Source organism: Streptomyces sp. NBC_00400 (assembly GCF_036048035.1).
Classification (GTDB): Bacteria; Actinomycetota; Actinomycetes; order Streptomycetales; family Streptomycetaceae; genus Streptomyces.
Genome location: NZ_CP107940.1, coordinates 6,873,848 through 6,890,204, shown reverse-complemented (window position 1 = coordinate 6,890,204; position 16,357 = coordinate 6,873,848). Strand labels below are relative to the sequence as shown.

General features: G+C 72.4%; 17 protein-coding genes and 2 pseudogenes. 10 read left to right on the top strand and 9 right to left on the bottom strand.

The features are described 5' to 3' along the window. Positions 1 to 52: 52 nt before the first annotated feature. The 3 genes and pseudogenes from OHS81_RS30145 to OHS81_RS30135 all read left to right on the top strand — a co-directional run. Positions 53 to 139, top strand: a pseudogene (locus OHS81_RS30145) (MerR family transcriptional regulator); the annotation flags it as partial. Positions 140 to 159: 20 nt separating this feature from the next. Beyond that, positions 160 to 471 carry a hypothetical protein gene (locus tag OHS81_RS30140; RefSeq protein ID WP_328391714.1) on the top strand — a complete coding sequence of 104 codons (312 nt, stop codon included), beginning with the start codon at positions 160 to 162 and terminating at the stop codon, positions 469 to 471. Positions 472 to 614: 143 nt separating this feature from the next. Then, positions 615 to 812, top strand: a complete 198-nt coding sequence (locus tag OHS81_RS30135; RefSeq protein WP_328388426.1) for a hypothetical protein — start codon at positions 615 to 617, stop codon at positions 810 to 812. A gap of 12 nt (positions 813 to 824) precedes the next feature. Here the strand turns inward: OHS81_RS30135 and OHS81_RS30130 are convergent, their stop codons facing one another. The 3 genes from OHS81_RS30130 to OHS81_RS30120 form a co-directional block, all read right to left on the bottom strand. After that, on the bottom strand, positions 825 to 1,397 hold the full coding sequence (locus OHS81_RS30130; protein WP_328388424.1) for a histidine phosphatase family protein: 573 nt from the start codon (positions 1,395 to 1,397) through the stop codon (positions 825 to 827). 43 nt (positions 1,398 to 1,440) lie between these two features. After that, the gene (locus tag OHS81_RS30125; RefSeq protein WP_328388422.1) at positions 1,441 to 1,893 is read right to left on the bottom strand and encodes a GNAT family N-acetyltransferase; all 453 of its coding nucleotides are present in this window, start codon (positions 1,891 to 1,893) and stop codon (positions 1,441 to 1,443) included. 182 nt (positions 1,894 to 2,075) lie between these two features. Further along, positions 2,076 to 3,581, bottom strand: a complete 1,506-nt coding sequence (locus tag OHS81_RS30120) for an aminotransferase-like domain-containing protein (RefSeq protein WP_328388420.1) — start codon at positions 3,579 to 3,581, stop codon at positions 2,076 to 2,078. Here OHS81_RS30120 and OHS81_RS30115 point away from each other — a divergent pair. Continuing rightward, entirely contained in the window at positions 3,580 to 4,566 is a 987-nt protein-coding gene (locus tag OHS81_RS30115; RefSeq protein WP_328388418.1) for a DMT family transporter, read from the top strand. The two genes, OHS81_RS30120 and OHS81_RS30115, sit on opposite strands and share 2 nt — an antisense overlap. 287 nt (positions 4,567 to 4,853) lie before the next feature. Beyond that, complete coding sequence (locus tag OHS81_RS30110) at positions 4,854 to 5,063, top strand: DUF1918 domain-containing protein (protein ID WP_328388416.1); 210 nt, start codon at positions 4,854 to 4,856, stop codon at positions 5,061 to 5,063. Between the two features lie 98 nt (positions 5,064 to 5,161). On the opposite strand, the gene OHS81_RS30105 is transcribed toward OHS81_RS30110, so the two are convergent. Continuing rightward, entirely contained in the window at positions 5,162 to 6,391 is a 1,230-nt protein-coding gene (locus tag OHS81_RS30105; RefSeq protein ID WP_328388414.1) for a glycoside hydrolase family 10 protein, read from the bottom strand. Positions 6,392 to 6,559: 168 nt separating this feature from the next. Here OHS81_RS30105 and OHS81_RS30100 point away from each other — a divergent pair, with 168 nt between their 5' ends. The 3 genes from OHS81_RS30100 to OHS81_RS30090 all read left to right on the top strand — a co-directional run bounded on the left by OHS81_RS30100 (position 6,560) and on the right by OHS81_RS30090 (position 10,396). Continuing rightward, positions 6,560 to 7,417: a 3-hydroxybutyryl-CoA dehydrogenase gene (locus OHS81_RS30100; RefSeq protein ID WP_328388412.1), complete on the top strand. Its 858-nt coding sequence runs from the start codon at positions 6,560 to 6,562 to the stop codon at positions 7,415 to 7,417. A gap of 240 nt (positions 7,418 to 7,657) precedes the next feature. Then, the gene (locus OHS81_RS30095; RefSeq protein ID WP_328388410.1) at positions 7,658 to 8,068 is read left to right on the top strand and encodes a hypothetical protein; all 411 of its coding nucleotides are present in this window, start codon (positions 7,658 to 7,660) and stop codon (positions 8,066 to 8,068) included. A gap of 1,059 nt (positions 8,069 to 9,127) precedes the next feature. Further along, positions 9,128 to 10,396, top strand: coding sequence for an MFS transporter (locus tag OHS81_RS30090; RefSeq protein ID WP_328388408.1), 1,269 nt, complete (start codon positions 9,128 to 9,130; stop codon positions 10,394 to 10,396). An 87-nt stretch (positions 10,397 to 10,483) separates the two neighbouring features. Here OHS81_RS30090 and OHS81_RS30085 read toward each other — a convergent pair. Further along, positions 10,484 to 10,805: pseudogene (locus OHS81_RS30085) on the bottom strand (SDR family NAD(P)-dependent oxidoreductase); the annotation flags it as partial. A 573-nt stretch (positions 10,806 to 11,378) separates the two neighbouring features. Between OHS81_RS30085 and OHS81_RS30080 the strand changes: the two are divergent. Further along, positions 11,379 to 11,636: a hypothetical protein gene (locus tag OHS81_RS30080; RefSeq protein ID WP_328388406.1), complete on the top strand. Its 258-nt coding sequence runs from the start codon at positions 11,379 to 11,381 to the stop codon at positions 11,634 to 11,636. Positions 11,637 to 11,666: 30 nt separating this feature from the next. Here OHS81_RS30080 and OHS81_RS30075 read toward each other — a convergent pair whose 3' ends face one another. The 3 genes from OHS81_RS30075 to OHS81_RS30065 form a co-directional block, all read right to left on the bottom strand. Further along, the gene (locus OHS81_RS30075; RefSeq protein ID WP_129297251.1) at positions 11,667 to 12,197 is read right to left on the bottom strand and encodes an NUDIX domain-containing protein; all 531 of its coding nucleotides are present in this window, start codon (positions 12,195 to 12,197) and stop codon (positions 11,667 to 11,669) included. A gap of 48 nt (positions 12,198 to 12,245) precedes the next feature. Further along, positions 12,246 to 13,583 carry a transcriptional regulator gene (locus OHS81_RS30070; protein ID WP_328388401.1) on the bottom strand — a complete coding sequence of 446 codons (1,338 nt, stop codon included), beginning with the start codon at positions 13,581 to 13,583 and terminating at the stop codon, positions 12,246 to 12,248. A 95-nt stretch (positions 13,584 to 13,678) separates the two neighbouring features. Continuing rightward, a complete protein-coding gene (locus OHS81_RS30065) occupies positions 13,679 to 14,119 on the bottom strand; it encodes a TetR-like C-terminal domain-containing protein (RefSeq protein ID WP_328388399.1) in 441 nt (146 codons plus the stop codon). Here OHS81_RS30065 and OHS81_RS30060 point away from each other — a divergent pair. Then, the gene (locus OHS81_RS30060) at positions 14,111 to 15,034 is read left to right on the top strand and encodes an oxidoreductase (protein ID WP_328388397.1); all 924 of its coding nucleotides are present in this window, start codon (positions 14,111 to 14,113) and stop codon (positions 15,032 to 15,034) included. The genes OHS81_RS30065 and OHS81_RS30060 overlap by 9 nt on opposite strands. Here the strand turns inward: OHS81_RS30060 and OHS81_RS30055 are convergent. After that, positions 15,024 to 16,244: a PP2C family protein-serine/threonine phosphatase gene (locus OHS81_RS30055; protein WP_328388395.1), complete on the bottom strand. Its 1,221-nt coding sequence runs from the start codon at positions 16,242 to 16,244 to the stop codon at positions 15,024 to 15,026. The genes OHS81_RS30060 and OHS81_RS30055 overlap by 11 nt on opposite strands. Between the last annotated feature and the right edge of the window lie 113 nt (positions 16,245 to 16,357).

Genomic DNA, 16,357 nt, shown 5'->3' with positions numbered 1-16,357 from the left:
CGGGTGGTGCCCGAGGGCTGCCCCCGGCACTTGAACCTCACGCCGCGTGAGGATGCATCGTTGCTCCATGAACGCCGCCACCTGGAAGGTCGGGGCCCTCGCCGAGGCGAGCGGACTGACCGTACGCACCTTGCACCACTGGGACACCATCGGCCTGCTGTGCCCCTCGCAACCGCGCACGGCTCCCCGGCGCACTACCTCCTGGAGGTGGAGTGGCCCGAGCTGTACCGCCGGGCGGAGCGCCTGCGCACCGGAGGGGTCGCGCCCGGCGATCCGCGGGTGCGGCGGCTGGTGGTGCGGATGGACGAGCTGAGCACGCTGTTCACCGGCGGTGACACGGCGGTGTCCGACACCGTCCGGACGGCGTGGCGTGAGGACCCGGTGGCCATGTCCGGGGACGGCACGGCACCGGACGGCGGTTGGCCGGACCTCACCGCTTACCTGGACCGGGCACGCGCCGCCGGGTCCTGACGGCAGGGCCGCCTCCTCGCCCGCCCCGCACCGCGTCCTGGCGCACCACGCCCTGGCCCGCCACACCCCTGCAAGCCGCATGCCATGAAGCCCACGCCGTGAAGCCCACACCCTGCAGCCCCACGCCCCTGAAGGAGCCCGTCATGCACCGCCGCACCCGTACCCGTATCGCCGTGGCCTCGACGCTGCCCACCCTGCTCGCCGTTGCGGCCTGCGGTGTGCTCGCCACGACCGGGGCCCTCGCCTGGCAGATCCCGTGCGCCGGGCTGGTCGCGCTCGTGTTCCAGGGGGTGCTGACCGCTGTGCGGCTGCGCCGCGGCCCGGCGGGCGGTGCGTCGTAGCGCGGGGCCGCCTCATGCCTCCAGTTGGAGGTCCCACTTCTTGCCGGACCGGCCGGTGAGGGTGGTCACCGAGAGCGGCTGGACGTCTATCCGCCAGTACGAGTGCGGGGGCGCCTGCAGCGCGTAGATCAGGGCGGCGCGGACGACACCGGGCTCGGCGACCGCGAGGAGTCCGTCGGCGTCCTCGACCGGCCGGGTGTCCAGCCAGCGGCCGATGCGGGTGATGAACGCCAGCAGGGACTCCCCGCCGTGCGGTGCCGAGCGCGGGTCGGCCAGCCAGGTTTCCACCGCGTGCGGTTCGTCGGTGGCCACCTCGCCCAGCGTGCGGCCGTGCCAGCGCCCCATGTCGCAGTCGCGCAGCGCCGGTTGCGGGAGCGGGCGCAGGCCGAGGGCTTCGCCGGTGTCCCGGCAGCGGGCCGACGGCGAGCAGTAGCGCAGTTCGGCGGCGGCGAGCCGGCACAGGACGGGCGCGGCCCGCTCGGCCTCGTGCCATCCCGCGGCGTCGAGCGGGCGGTCGTCGCCGAACCGCGTTCCGAGCAGCGAGGAACTGCGGCCGGCGGCGAGCAGCTTGAGTCGGACGCTCATCCGGCGATGGTACGAGCAGTAACGCCGGAACGGCCCTGGTTGATCAGATCTCGACAGGACCCGGATCGATCAGCCCGAGGGTCATCCACTGTTCCGGGGAGACCAGGGGGCGGAAGCCGACCTTTTCGTACACGCCGTGGGCGTCCTTGGTGGCCAGCGTCAGGCGGCTCGGACCGCAGGGCGCCATATGGTCGGCGATGGCCTCCACCAGGGCGGTTCCCAGGCCCTTGCCGCGGTCGTCGCGGCAGATGTAGACGTCGCAGAGCCAGGCGAAGGTGGCGTGGTCGGTGACCACCCGGGCGTAACCTGCCTGGCGGCCGGAACCGGTCTCGTACAGACCGAAGTTGAGCGAGCCCGCGACGGCGCGGTCGTGCAGCTCCCGGGACCGGCCCACGGCCCAGTAGGCGTCGGCGGACAGCCAGTGATGGACCAGACCGGCGTCCAGGCGCGCCGGGTCGGTGGAGATCTCGTAGCCGTCCAGGGCGTGATCGTTCATGCCGGGAGGTTCGCAGAAGGGCGGGGCGGCGTCGAGTCGTTACCGGCGGGGAGGATTCGGGCCGCCCCGCCGTACTTGCGGGGAGGGTTCCGGCGACCCGCTGTACTTGCGGGGAGGATTCCGGCGACCCGCTGTACTTGCGGCGGGGGGGAGCCGACGCCCCCTCCCCCGCCCTCGCCCGTTCAGCCCGCCGGGACCCCCAGCTCCTCGCACGCCGTGCGGAGCCTGCGGACGCCTTCCGTGATCTCGGCGGTGCCGGACGCGGCCGCGAAGCTCAGCCGCAGATGCGCGGCCGGCGGCTCGGCGGCGAAGTACGGCCGGCCGGCCGCGACCGCGACGCCCGCCCGCAGCGCCGCACCGGTCAGCGCCGCCTCGTCGGTGCCGTCCGGCAGCCGCAGCCAGAGGTGGTAGCCGCCCGCCGGGACGTAGAGGCCGCCCGGCCCGGAGCCGTGGCCGTACGCCGCTCCGTGCCCGCCGCCCGGCCCGGCGAGGGCCGGCAGGTACCGGTGCAGGGCTGCGGTCAGGGCAGTGCGGCGGACGGTCAACTCGCCGGAGACCAGCCGCAGATGGCGCGGCCAGGCGGGCGAGCCGACGAGTTCCAGGGCGGTTTCCTGGAGCGGGCCCGGCACGAAGAAGCTGTCGACGACCTGGATGGCGCGCAGCCGGTCGAGGACCGGGCCGTGGGCGGCCAGGGCGCCCACCCGCAGGTTGGGCGAGGTGGCCTTGGTGAGCGAGCGGACATGGACGACCGTGCCGTCCCGGTCGTCCGCCATCAGGGTCGGCGGCAGCGCGGGGGCGTCGCCGTGGACCAGCAGCCGTGCGAAGTCGTCCTCGACGACAAAGGCGCCCGCCGCGCGGGCCACCCGCAGCACCTCGCGCCGCCGGTCGTCGGCCAGCACCGCGCCGGTCGGGTTCTGGAACAGCGGCTGGCAGACGAACAGCCGCGCGCCGCTGGCCCGGAAGGCGTCCGCGAGCAGGTCCGTACGGACCCCGTCGGAATCCACCGGTACGGGCACCGGCCGCAGTCCGGAGGCGCGGGCCACGGCCAGCATGCCCGGGTAGGTCGGGGACTCGACGAGCACCGGGGCGCCGGGGGCGGCGAGGGCACGCAGGGCGGCGTTCAGCGCGCTCTGGCCGCCCGCGGTGATCAGGACGTCGCTGGCGGCCAGCGGGCCGCCGGGGCCGGCGATCTCGCGGGCGAACCAGGCCCGCAGCTCCGCGACCCCGCCGACCGTGGGGCGCCCCCAGACGCCCGGCCGCCGTCCGGCGCGGGCCAGCGCGGCGGCGAGGGCGCGCTCCGGCTGCAGATCGGGGTGCAGATAGCCGCCGATGAGTTCGATGACGCCGGGGGCCGGGGTGGCGAGCGTGGCGAGCACACCCGAGGCGTCGACACTGCGCGGCACCTGGTCGCCGGCCGGCTCGGCGCTCAGTGCGATCTCCTGCCAGGAGGTGTCGATCGGCCGGGGCGCCTCGCCGCGCGGCTCGGCCCGGAAGGCCCCCGCGCCCGGCCGGGTCACGACCAGGCCCTCCGCCGCCAGCTCGGCGAGCGCCCGGGAGACGGTGACCGGACTGACGCGGTGCCGCTCCACGAGGGCACGGCTTGAGGGCAGCTTCTCTCCTGGAGAGTAGCGGTTCAGCTCCGCCCGGAGGGTCGCGGCCAGTTCGGCGCCGCTGCTACGCTCTTGCATGAGAGACAACGATAGCGCTACCGGCACGGTGGCGATAGCGGTCAGCACTCCGGGCGCCCCGGTCACCGCCGCTCCGGAGAACCGGCGGCCGGCAAAAGCCCCGGAGATCCCGGAGGCCGCGGGCGGGGCCGCCGGCCGGGGCGCGCTGCTCGCCGCGCTGGGCGTCGCCGCCTTCTCGCTCACCTTCCCCGCGACCGCCTGGGCGCTGGAGGGCATGGGGCCGTGGACGGTCGTGATGCTGCGCAGTGTGCTGGCCACCGTGCTGGCCGGCGGCGCGCTGGCCGTGTTCCGGGTGCGCCTTCCCGAGCGGCGGCACTGGTCGGGCATCGCGGTCGTCACGGGCGGCGTGGTCCTCGGCTTCCCGCTGCTGACCACCCTCGCGCTGCAGACCTCCACCACCTCGCACGCGGCCGTCGTCGTCGGCCTGCTGCCACTGACCACGGCCGCCTTCTCGGCCGTACGGACCGGCGCCCGGCCCTCCCGGACGTTCTGGACCGCCTCGCTGGTCGGCGCCGTCGTGGTCATCGGCTTTGCGGTGCAGCAGAGCGGCGGGGCGCCGGGCCGCGGGGATCTGCTGCTGTTCGGATCGCTGCTGGTGTGCGCGGCCGGCTACACCGAAGGCGGCCGGCTCGCCCGCCACATGCCGGGCTGGCAGGTGATGGGCTGGGCGCTGGTGCTGGCGCTTCCGGTCACGATGACGGGCGCGGCGGTGGCGCTGTCCGCGGAACCGCTGCGACTCACGGCGCACTCGGTCGGCGGAGTGCTGTGGCTGGCGTTCGGCTCGCAGTTCCTCGGGATGGTCGCCTGGTACCGCGGGATGGCCGCGATCGGCATCTCCAAAGCGAGCCAGCTGCAGCTCGCCCAGCCGCTGCTGACCCTGCTCTGGTCCGTGCTGCTGCTGGGCGAACAGCTGCCGCCGGCCGCCCCCGCTGCGGCGTTCGCGGTCCTGGCGTGCATCGCGGTCACCCAGCGGACCCGTGGATGACCGCGGGGCACCCCGGTGCACACCCGGGCCACCGGGCCACCGGGCCACCGGGCCACCGGGCCACCGGGCCACCGGGCCACCGGGCCACCGGGCCACCGAAAGGGATGAACCCGTACTTTCCGGGGTGCGGCCGCGGCCCGCGGACGTAAACTTGCCGCGACGGCAGGTACCGCCGTCCGGGTCATCGTCAGACCCGTACACCGTGGAAATCGTTGGCCGTTCAACCGTCGGTCGTCGCACTGTCGGCCCGCGGGTCACACGGCCGCCCCGAGGCGGGGAGGACCCTGATGCACGCAAACAGGGGCGACCGGCTGGTGGTGCACGGCAGGACCGTCGGGCATCACGACAAGGTCGTCGAAATCGTCGAAGTACTGGGCCCGAACGGCGATCCGCCCTACCGCGTCCGCGCCGAGGACGGACATGAGGCGATCATGTCTCCCGGCCCCGACTCGGTCGTCCGGCACGGCAAGGCCACCGACATCAACACCGGCCGGTAGGCACCGGCACCGGCCGGCGGACACCGCTCCGGCCCGGCACCGGAATCGCCTCACACGCCGCGGTCCGCGCAGACCCTCCCGGTCGGCGCGGACCGCCGCTACGACCGCGCCGCGGCGGCGTAGTGGTCACGCACGACCCTCGCCATGGCACCCGCCCGGTCCTTGGCCACCTCCTTCGCCGAGAAGTAGACATGGCCACCCACCTGCGGATAGCCGCGGGCGAAGGTGAGGTGGCGGGAGAGTTCGGCCGGGTCCTTCCAGGCGGGGGGCTGTGCGTCGCCCGCCTTGTAAAGGGCCTCGCCGATGTAGAGGTCCACCCCGGTGCCGTTGACGGTCCGCGCCCACCAGGGCACGAGTTCGGCGTAGTCGGCGGCGCTGAAGCCGAGGGGCCAGTAGACCTGGGGCACGAGGTAGTCGAGCCACCCCTCGCGCACCCAGCGGCGGGTGTCGGCGTACAGGTCGTCATAGGTCTGCACCCCGGCCTGGGTGCGGGAGCCCTGCGGGTCGGTGGCGCGATTGCGCCAGACCGCGAACGGACTGACGCCGAACCGCACCCGGCGCCCGGCCCGCCCGTTCCCGTCCCGGAGCCTGGCCGCCGTCTCGGAGACCAGCCGGTCGATGTTGTCCCGGCGCCAGGCCGCCCGGCTCCGGAAGCCGCTGCCGAACTCGTCGAACGCCGCATCGTCGTCGAAGTGCTGCCCCGCGACCGGATACGGATAGAAGTAGTCGTCGAAGTGCACCCCGTCGATGTCGTAGCGCCGCACCGCGTCGAACATCGCGTCCTGGACGAAGCCGCGCACCTCCGGCAGGCCGGGGTTGTAGTAGAGCTTTCCGCCGTAGGGCAGGACCCAGTCGGGGTGCCGGCGGGCGGGGTGGTCCGCCGTGAGCCTGCCGGGGTCGGTGTGGTTGGCGACCCGGTACGGGTTGAACCAGGCGTGGAGTTCGAGATTGCGCCGGTGGGCCTCGCGGACCGCGAAGTCGAGCGGGTCCCATCCCGGGTCACGGCCCTGCTGCCCGGTCAGGCACTGCGCCCAGGGCTCGTACGGGGAGGGCCACAGGGCATCCGCGGTGGGCCGCACCTGGAAGAACACCGTGTTCAGCTTGCGGGCGACGGCCGTGTCGAAGTGGGCGCGCAGTTCGCGCTGTTGCGCGGCGGGCCGGAGCTTCGTGCTGGAGGGCCAGTCCAGGTTGGCCACGGTCGCCAGCCACATGCCGCGCATCTCGCGCCGCGGCGGGCCGTCCGCGGGCGCCGCCGCCCCCGTGGTGAGCAGCGAAGAGGCCGCGCCCAGCGCGGCCACCGCAAACCCTCTGCGTGTGATATGCCTCATCAAGAATTCCCCAGGTTGTCCGGTTCGTCCCATCCTGAGGGTTCACAATGCCCGCCCCGGCGCCCTTGGCGCGGCACCGCGCGGAGTAACGTCGGGGCCGAGGCGGCCGCCGGACCCTTACGGCGTAACGGCGTATCGCCGGTCCTGAAGATCAGCGAAAGGCACGATGTGACCGACATCGAACGCGTCGGAGTGGTCGGTTGCGGCCAGATGGGCGCCGGCATCGCCGAGGTCTGCGCCCGCGCCGGGCTGGACGTCATGGTCGCGGAGACGACCGGCGAAGCTCTGGAGCTGGGTCGTACCCGTTTGACCAACTCTCTCGGCAAAGCAGCCGAGCGCGGCAAGATCACTGCCGCGGAGCGCGACGCGACGCTCGACCGGCTCAGCTTCACCACCGACCTCGGTGAGTTCGCCGACCGCGATCTCGTCATCGAGGCCGTGGTGGAGAACGAGCAGGTCAAGACCGAGATCTTCCAGGTCCTCGACCAGGTGATCACCCGGCCGGACGCCATTTTGGCGTCCAACACCTCGTCGATCCCGCTGGTGAAGCTGGCGGTCGCCACCTCCCGGCCCGACCAGGTCATCGGAATCCACTTCTTCAACCCGGCTCCGGTGCAGAAGCTCGTCGAGCTGATCCCCGCCCTGACCACCGGTGAGGAGACCATCAAGCGCGCCGAGTCCCTGGTGCAGGACGTGCTGGGCAAGCATGCGATCCGCGCCCAGGACCGCTCGGGTTTCGTGGTCAACGCCCTGCTCATCCCGTATCTGCTCTCCGCGATCCGGATGTTCGAGTCGGGCATCGCCAGCCGCGAGGACATCGACAACGGCATGGAGATGGGCTGCGCCCACCCGATGGGCCCGCTCAAGCTGGCCGATCTGATCGGCCTGGACACCGTGTCCTCGGTAGCCGCCTCCATGTACGAGGAGTACAAGGAGCCGCTGTACGCCGCTCCCCCGCTGCTCGCGCGGATGGTCGACGCGGGCCGGATGGGCCGGAAGTCGGGGTCGGGGTTCTACGCGTACTGAGGGACGCGACGGCACCGCCAAGTGGCGCTGTTCCAGGGCGAGTTCACTCCGGAACAGCGCCGACGGCCGGCCCGCCCCGGGTGGCTCTCGCCACCCAGGAGATCTTCGACCAGGGTTTCCATCCACGCGACTCGTCCAACGCAGGCCTTTATGGCCATCTAGAGGGCAACCAGGCATCGGCCTTTGTGGGCACCACCAAGGCCGCCGATGCCAACTGGCTGGCCAACTAGGATCGACCCGATGAGTGGCTACCAGGTCCCGGACCGTTTCGAAGTCCTCGCCTTCAACAGCGACCAGCAGGCCGACGCCGTCCTGTGCTGGGAGGGCGACAACTACGATTTCACCGTGATCGCCGACGGCCCTTGGGGGCATGTCACCGGCAGAGCGGATGACTGCTTCGAGGCGCTCACCCGCATCCGCGAGCAGATCGAACCCCAGGGTTGGCTCCTGGGTGTCAACGGCTCGCGTCGCGACACCTGGCCCTCCGGGATGTGCCGTGAGATGGGGGGTTTCCTCGTCTACCTGCTCAGGCCCGGGCTTCGCCCCACCGGTGCCGATCGCATCCAGACATTCCACTCCGCACCCCGCGAGACGCTGGCCACTGTCGCCGAGCAGATCGCCTTCGAAGACCGGTGGAGCCAGTCGCTGTGACCACCCCGGCCGGCCCCGCGCACGCCTTTCCCCCGGTCACCGACGCTCTGCGCGCCCAGCCTTCCGCGACGCCCCGCTCCTCCTGTTCACCCAGGCCCGCTCCTCCTGTTCACCCACGCGGAGGGGCAGACCGGCCTCTACACCGTCGTCGAGGAGGACGGCAGCCGCTACATCCCGGCCTCGTCGGGCCGGCCCGCAAGCCGTACGCGATCTCGACCATGCCCTGAGGGCACTGGCGTCCGTCCGCCTTGACCGTCGCATCGCGCCCCCTGCCGACCGTCTACGTCTCCTGGCTCACCGACAGCGATCTCAGCATCCAGCTCGCCCATCCCGTAGGTAAGCCCCCAGCGCCATGGCAGCTCGGTCAGAACGAGACGACCTGGCGCATCCAACGAGCCCACATCCCGGTGCACGAAACAGACACCGGCACTGCCGCCCCCTACCCGGGCCTGATCAGCCTCGGCAGCCTCGACGGCGCGCGCCTGCTGCTGAACCTCGAAGCCGCCCCCGGACTCGGAAGCAGCGGCTCCGTACGCCCCTTCTCCCACACGACGAAGCCCGCCGGCCCGATCACGGCCAACACCAGCGAGATCAAAACCTGTGCGGCCCCAGCCGGCCTTCACTGCCCTCGTCACGCCGTACACGACCAGGCCCCTACCCAGGGCGACCAGGATCGCGCCCGGGACATCTGGGGGACGCGGCCGGCGCCGGCCCGCAGGAAGCAGTGCCCGGACCCCTGCCAGGAACAGATCTCCGGCGCCAGGTGCGGGCCGTATCCCGGGACACGGGGGTCGTGCGACCCGAGACGGCCCCGGGCACTACGGAGCGGACGCTATACCGTCAAGTCATCCGCGGAAAAAGGCAGTTCGGAATCATGCCAGGCACTACGGCCGCGCTGTTGCACTGCTCTTCGCGTCCGCACACTGCTGATCAGTTGGTTCCGTTACGAACGACCCGTCCCTCATAGTGATCTCTTGGAGCAAGATGCGCCGGCCCCCGCGCACGCCTACTGGACGCCCCCGACTGTCCGCCGCCCACAAGGCGGGACTCGCCGGCCTGGTGGGAACCACAGTCGAGTGGTACGACTTCTTCGTCTTCTCCACTGCATCCAGCCTGGTCTTCCCAGAGTTGTTCTTTCCCGGAGCACAGCAGGCCACCGGTCTGCTGGCATCGTTCGCGACGTTCTGGGTCGGCTTTCTGGGCCGCCCTGTCGGTGCAGCGCTATTCGGCCATTTAGGGGACCGGCTAGGACGAAAACGCAGTCTGGTGGGGACGCTTCTGCTGATGGGGGCGGCTACCACGGGCATCGGTCTGCTGCCTAGTTACGACGAGGCGGGGATCACCGCTCCGGTGCTGCTGTGCGTCCTGCGGCTCGTCCAAGGGATCGCAGTGGGCGGCGAGTGGGGCGGCGCAGTACTGCTGGCCGGTGAACACGCGCCGCAGGGACGGCGGGTGATCCTGACGGCCATGGTGCAGCAAGGGACCCCGCTGGCTTCAATCCTGACCAGCGCGGTCTTCATCCCGTTCTCGCGACTGGGCGACGGCGAATTCCTGGCCTGGGGCTGGCGGGTCCCCTTCCTGCTCTCCACCGTCCTCATGGCCGTCGGCCTGGTCATACGGCTGAAGGTGCCCGAATCCCCGGAGTTCGAGGGACTGTCGGCGCAGGGGCGGGTGGCGCCCGCCCCGGTGCGCGACACCTTGCAGCGACACTTCCCGAAGATGGCGGTGTGCGTCGGGGCCTGCGCCGTTCCGGTTGCCGGGACGTATCTGGCCGGCACCTTCGTGCTGTCCTGGGCGACCGTGCACATCGGCTTTCCCCGGGAGAAGGTGCTGGGCGTGGTGTTGTGCGCGGCTGTCGCCCGGTTCCTGCTCCAGCCCGTCGCTGCAATAGCCGCCCAACGCTTGGGGGCCGCAAGGATCTGCGCCCTGGGGCTGGCTATGTACTTGCTCGCCATTCCGCTCACCGTCCTGGCGTTGGGGAGCGGTTCGCTGCTCCGGATCGCGCTGGGGGTGTGCGCGTTGGAGTCCGCCAGCGCCGTCGTCTACGCGGTGGTCGCCGCCCTGCTCGTCGATGCCTTCCCGGTCCGTGTGCGCTACACCGCGATCTCCTTGGCCCAGCAGTTGGCTGGTGTGGTGTTCGGGGGCACGGCGCCGGCCCTGGCCCAGGCCCTGGTCACGGTGGGGCACGGCTCGCTGTGGCCGGTGGCCCTCTACCAGGCGTTCCTGGCCGCCCTGTCAGCCCTCTGTCTGCCGGCTCTGACGTCCGCCCGGCGCACTGCCACGGCGGCCGCAAACCCCCGCCAGGAGGTGGCCGATACGCCAAGTTAGTTTCCGTGGGGCAACACCATTGGCAGGGCTAGACTCTCTCCCCTCTTGGCAGACGCCGGGTTGGCTCCTGGCGGGGTTCAGCCGGTAGCTGGTCCGTATCAGCTCTTCCCAGTCCTCGACCGCGGTGTCGCCGACCGCGCCGCCCCGCCCGATTCCGGCATTGAGCACCACACCGTCGAGCCTCCCGTAGGCCGTCACCGTCGTCTCGACGAGCTCACGCACGGCCTCGGGATCGGCGGCGTCGGAAGGGTGGGCCAGCGCTCCGGTCTCCTCCGCCACCCGGCGCAGTGGCTCAGGCCGCCGCCCGGAGATCACGACCTGGTGCCCGGCAAGTGCCCAGCAGTTGGGCGGTGGCGGCGCCGATCCCCGTTCCCCCGCCCGTCACCAGGGCAACCCGCTGTCCCGACAGGGGCGTTCGCCTCTGAAGGTGGTCAGCTTCCGGTTTCCCGCACCGCGAGAATACGAAGCGCCGGCACCGCCAAGCCGACCGGGTACCGACGCCGTCGGCACCGCGACCGGGTGCGGGGCGAGGAACGACCGCGGCGAAGGGCAACGGCGAACAGCTCGCGAGCTGCCTCGGAGAGGGTCTTTCCGGCCGGCAGCTGCGGCCAACGCCCGTGCCCAGGGCATCACGTAGCCGGAGCCGCACGTGAGGGTGGCTGTCCGCCCGCCGCTCGGGGGAAATGCCGACGGGCGGACTCCGGGCCGGCGGGCGCCCGTCCGCCGGCATCGGCCCCCGTGGCAGCTCCGAGTCAACTCCCGTGCGGGCGCGAGCGGGAGCGTGTGAAACGGGTGGGTCGGGGTGCGTGTTTCACACCCCGTGCGAAGGCGGGCGCGCCGTCACCCCCCGTCACCTCACACGGGGTGTGAACCGCAGACCCGCATATCCCCGCCGCACACGCTCCCGCCCTTCACCGCAGCGCAGTTGACTGAGGCCCGTACGGACCACGAAGTCGCTGACCGAAGGAATGAGGAGCGGACCGTGACCGCCCACCCCGAACCCGATCTCGTCACCGCCGACTTAGCCGAGCTGAGGCGTCTCCTGGACGTCCGCACCGCCCGGGTCGACGGCCAACTCGCCCTGCTCGCCCAGCGCTCCGAGCAGCAGGCGCGGGACGCGGACGATGTGCAGGCCCGCGTCGCACGCATGGAGCACACCCGCTGGCCACTGCCGTCCCTCGCCGCGCTCACGGGGCTCGCGGCGCTGATGGTCACGCTGTGGCAGACGATCGGCCGGTGACCGCCGGCCGCGGTCACCGGCCGGGTCACCTCAGCCCAGGCGGAGGTGATGCAGCATCAGCAGCGCGGCGGCCATGCCCGCGGCCGGCACCTCCCCCCGTGCCACCATGTCGGGCACCAGCTTCAACGACACCCACTCCCGCCGCTCGGACTCGAAACCGTCCTGGGGCAGGCCGGTGTACTCGCCCTCCTCGGACCAGTAGACGTGATGCCGGGCGTCGGTGAGGCCGTTGGAGGGTTCCACCGTGAGGAGGTGGTGGAGGGGCCCCGGGCGCCACCCGGTCTCCTCCTCCATCTCCCGGGCGGCCGCCGCCGCGATGTCCTCACCGTCCTCGACGACACCGGCGGCCAGCTCCCAGCCCCAGGTGTCGGTGATGAACCGGTGCCGCCACAGCAGCAGCACCTCGTTGGCCTCGTTGACCACCGTGGCCACGGCGACGGGCCGCATCCGGATCAGATAGTGATCCAGGTGACGGCCGTCGGGCAGTTCCACATCGGCCAGATTGACCCGGAACCACGGATTCGCATAGACGGGCTTTTCGCTGAGATTGTTCCAACGCACGTAACTGCCACCTTCCGCTGAGGAGCCGGCAAGGTGACACGAGCCCGGTCACAGCGGAACGCGCAGCACCTCGTCGATGAGATCGGCAGCCTCGTCCGTCGCGGAGCTCCCGGTCTCCGCCAGATGCTCGCGCACCGCCCGCAGCCGGTCCCGCAGCCGTTGCGACTCCATGCCCCGAGCCTGCTCCGTCATCTGCGCGGCATTGGCCACGGCCCGGTCCGCATCGCCTTGACGCAGCTCGATATGGGTGAGCATGGCCAGCCGGTGGACCCGGCCGCGGTCGTGTGCGGGGGTGTCGACGGCGGCGTCCGCCTGCTCCCGGGCGGCCCGCAGGTCACCGAGGCTGAGCAGCGCCTCCGCCACTTGTACGTTCACCAGGCCGGGCTGGACATAGCCCGTCTCGGCCGGCTCCTGTCCGGGCCGGATGCGCTCCGCGGCCGCCTCCGCACGCCGGATGCACGACAGCGCACCGGCGCCGTCGCCGAGCCGGGCGTAGGCCTTGGCCTGCATCGCGTAGAGGTCCGCGGAGAGCGCCGGGGTGATCTGCGGGCCCGCGGCCCGCAGCGCCGCCTCCGCGAAGGCGACCGCCTGGCGGTACTCCCTCACGAAGAGGGACTGGTTGACCAGCAGCGCGATGACATACGCACCGAGGCCGCGGTCCCCGCTGGCCTTGGCCAGCCGCAGCGCCTGATGGAAGTAGCGCTGGGCCAGCCCGAGAGCGTCCGAGTCGTACGCACAGATGCCGGCGACCGCGACCAGTCCGCCGGTCGCCCGGTGGAGCTGACGCCCCGTCGCATCGCTGTAGCTGCCCCGCAGCAGCGGCGCCGCCTCGGCGTTGAGGAATCCCACGATGCGTGCTCTGGTAGCGACACCACCCGCCTTCCGGTACATCGTCTCGTAGTGCGTCCGCGCAGCGCGCAGCATCTCGATGTCGGCCATGCCGACCCGGGTCAGCCCGTCGCGCGAGACATCGGAGTCCTCGGGCGGGTTCTCCCACTCCCATACGGGGATGACCGCGGAGGTGCCGGTGAGCGCCGGGGCGTCGAGGATGTGCGGCCGTTGCTGCTCGTCGGACCGCCACAGCGCGGTGGCCCGCTCGACGAAACCGGAGAGCGGGGTGCCGGCGGCACGCCCCGCCCCCGGACCGCTGAGCCCGATGTCATCGAGCCCGACCGGCCGGTGCAGCCGTTCGCCGAGGATTTCGCAGATGAGGTCCGGTACCTGCCCGCGCGGCCGTTGGCCCTTCAACCACCGGGCCACCGCGGTGTGTTCGTACCGCAGCGCCAGGCCACGGCAGCGGCCGAGCCGGTTGATCCGCGCGGCGAGCCCGGCATGCGAGATGCCGGCCTCGTCGAGGATCGCGTCGAGCAGGGTGTTGGGCTCCATACCGGCCTCCCGGTGAGCCGGGCCCGCCCACGGACCATCAGCTCATGGCCTTGTCGACTTCACCACTGTGTCCGTCGAGCGTAGTGAAGCGCCCCTCACACGGGGTGTGAAGGGCGCCGGGTGTGAAGGCCGCCGGGTGTGAAGGCCGCCGGCCCCTCAACTCGGCGCGCAGCCCCGCACCATGTACGCAATGACCGCATCGAGGCCGGACTCGACCTGGTCGGCGGAGAGCACGCTGCTACCGCGAAGCTGGCGAAGCCGTGCAGGGTGGTGAACACCGGCATGCCGATGTCGTCGACGGGCCCCTCCCGCACCTCACCGCTGCGCTGCCCTTCCGCGACCAGCTCCGCCGCCATCGCGCCCAGCCGCTGCGCGGCCGTGATCAGCGCTTCGGACGCCGCCGGATCGTGCTTGACCGTGTACATGAGGTCAAGCAGCTCGGCGTTGGCGACGGCGAAGTCCACATAGGCGCGGACGAACCCGCCGAGCCGGTCGGCGAAGGTCTCGCCCGCCGCCGCCCGGGGCTCATGACTCACACCCGCACATGGAACGCCACCGACATCCCTGACCAGACCGGCCGCACCGCCGTGGTGACCGGCGCCAACAGCGGACTCGGCATCGCCACCGTCGACGCCCTCGCCCGGGCGGGTGCCCATGTCGTCCTCGCCGTACGGGACACCGCCCGCGGTGAGGCCGCCGCCGGCACCGTGCGGGGCGCCCGGGGCAGCGTCGAGGTCCGCCGCCTCGACCTGGCCGACCTCGCCTCCGTGCGCGCCTTCGCCGCCGCCTGGCACGACCCGGTCGATCTGCTGATCAACAACGCCGGCGTCATGAACCTCCCGGAGTCCCGCACCAAGGACGGCTTCGAGATGCAGTTCGGCACCAACCACCTCGGACACTTCGCCCTGACCAACCTGCTGCTGCCGTACGTCACCGACCGTGTGGTGACGGTGGCCTCCGGAGCCCACCGGATGCCCGGCAGCCGCATCCACTTCGACAACCTGAACCTGACGGGCGAGTACCGCCCCATCACCGCCTACAGCCAGTCCAAGCTGGCCAACCTGCTGTTCACCCTGGAACTTCAGCGCCGTCTCACCGCCGCGGGGTCGCCGGTGCGCGCCCTCGCCGCGCACCCGGGCTGGGCCGCCACCAACCTCCAGGGCGCCGACGTCAGCGCGGTGCGGCGCGTGGTGATGCGGGTGGGCAACCGTGTGATCGCACAGGACAACAGGGCCGGTGCGCTCCCCACGCTCTACGCCGCCACCCAGGACCTGCCCGGCGCCTCCTACCTCGGCCCCGACGGCCTCGGCGAGATGCCCGGCGCGCCGGCAATGGTCGGCAGGACGGCCGCGGCCTGCGACACCGAGAGCGCCGGCCGTCTGTGGCAGGCGTCCGAGGAACTGACCGGCGTCGCCTTCCCTCCGCTGAACAGTCGGCAGATCACCGCGTAAGGCGGGCGCCGGGAGGCGTGGTGCGGGCCCGCCGGGACGGCACCCGCACCCGGTCATTGCTCAGCATCACCAGCGCCACGTCATCGGTGAGGCGCCCGTCCGCATGCCGCAGCAGCGCCTCCCGCACGTCCCCGACCACCCCCGACGGCGAGGGCCCGCACGGCGCCGCGGCGGCCTCGACACTGCTGCGCAGCTCCTGGGCCAGCGGAAAGAACTCTCCCGCCGCATCCCGCGCGTCGGCCGCCCCGTCGGTGTGCAGGAACAGCCCCTCCCCCGGCCGCAGCTGCCCGCACCGCACCGCGGACAGCTCCTCGGGCAGCGGGAACAGCCCCAGCGGCGGCATCGGCTCGGCCGGCGCAACCGGGGCGACCGCCCGGCAGGCGACCCGGTACGGCCAGGGATGCCCGCAGTTCAGCGCCGTGACGGAGCCGTCCCGTGCCACCTCCAGAAGCAGCAGGGTCACGAACTCCTCGGCGAACCCGCTCACCGGGCCCCCGTCACCGGCCGCCGGCCGCTCCACGAGCGCCCGTTCCCGCAGGTGCCGCTGGTGCGTCCGCTCCAACCTCCGCAGCACGCCGCCCAGTTCGAGTTCGTCGTGCGCCACTTCGCGGAAGCTGCCGAGCATCGCGGCGACCGTGCCTATCGCCTCCAGGCCGTGCCCGCGCACGTCCCCGATCACCGCCCGCACCCCGTGCCGGGTCCCCACGACCTCGTACAGATCCCCGCCGACCATGGCCCCTTCGCTCGCGGAGAGGTGGTCGGCCGCCAGCAGCACCCCGTCGACCCGCCGGGGCAGTGGCCGCAGCACCACTCGCTGCGCGGCGACGGCGACCTCCCGGGTGCGCTCCAGCTCCCGCACCAGCCGCAGCCGCCGCCCGGCCGTCAGATAGCTGGCGCCGATCACGGCGAGGATCGCACCGCAGGTCATCACGCGCGTACCCGCCCCGGCTCCGGGCTCCACCGCACCGAACGGCACCAGCGCGATCAGCGCGCACACCCCGCCGAGCAGCACACACCGGCGGCGGCCGGTGCCCGCACAGGCGATGGCAGGTGCGGCCGCGAGCAGCTGCAGCAGCCGGCCACTGGTCGGACGGCACAGCTCCCAGGCCACCACACCGAACACCCACAGGCCGGGCAGAACGAAGACGAAGGCGCGCCGGACGGCCGCCGCTGCGGCGCCGCCTGCGCCCGGCGCCCAGGTTCGGATCATGCCGATGGTCCCCTTAGCCGGTCCGGTGGTCCCCCAGGGGGCTCGTCGCACTCCCCAGCAGGCGTTGAGCGGCCCGGCCGGGCCCACCGCCGCGCTCACACGGGCCGCCGCAA

Excerpts from the sequence above, each read along its gene's own strand:
- OHS81_RS30135 (WP_328388426.1), top strand. The coding sequence starts at position 615 with ATGCACCGCCGCACCCGTACCCGTATCGCCGTGGCCTCGACGCTGCCC.
- OHS81_RS30130 (WP_328388424.1), bottom strand. The coding sequence starts at position 1,397 with ATGAGCGTCCGACTCAAGCTGCTCGCCGCCGGCCGCAGTTCCTCGCTG.
- OHS81_RS30125 (WP_328388422.1), bottom strand. The coding sequence starts at position 1,893 with ATGAACGATCACGCCCTGGACGGCTACGAGATCTCCACCGACCCGGCG.
- OHS81_RS30115 (WP_328388418.1), top strand. The coding sequence starts at position 3,580 with ATGAGAGACAACGATAGCGCTACCGGCACGGTGGCGATAGCGGTCAGC.
- OHS81_RS30120 (WP_328388420.1), bottom strand. The coding sequence starts at position 3,581 with ATGCAAGAGCGTAGCAGCGGCGCCGAACTGGCCGCGACCCTCCGGGCG.
- OHS81_RS30110 (WP_328388416.1), top strand. The coding sequence starts at position 4,854 with ATGCACGCAAACAGGGGCGACCGGCTGGTGGTGCACGGCAGGACCGTC.
- OHS81_RS30105 (WP_328388414.1), bottom strand. The coding sequence starts at position 6,391 with ATGAGGCATATCACACGCAGAGGGTTTGCGGTGGCCGCGCTGGGCGCG.
- OHS81_RS30095 (WP_328388410.1), top strand. The coding sequence starts at position 7,658 with ATGAGTGGCTACCAGGTCCCGGACCGTTTCGAAGTCCTCGCCTTCAAC.
- OHS81_RS30070 (WP_328388401.1), bottom strand. The coding sequence starts at position 13,583 with ATGGAGCCCAACACCCTGCTCGACGCGATCCTCGACGAGGCCGGCATC.
- OHS81_RS30060 (WP_328388397.1), top strand. The coding sequence starts at position 14,111 with ATGACTCACACCCGCACATGGAACGCCACCGACATCCCTGACCAGACC.
- OHS81_RS30055 (WP_328388395.1), bottom strand. The coding sequence starts at position 16,244 with ATGATCCGAACCTGGGCGCCGGGCGCAGGCGGCGCCGCAGCGGCGGCC.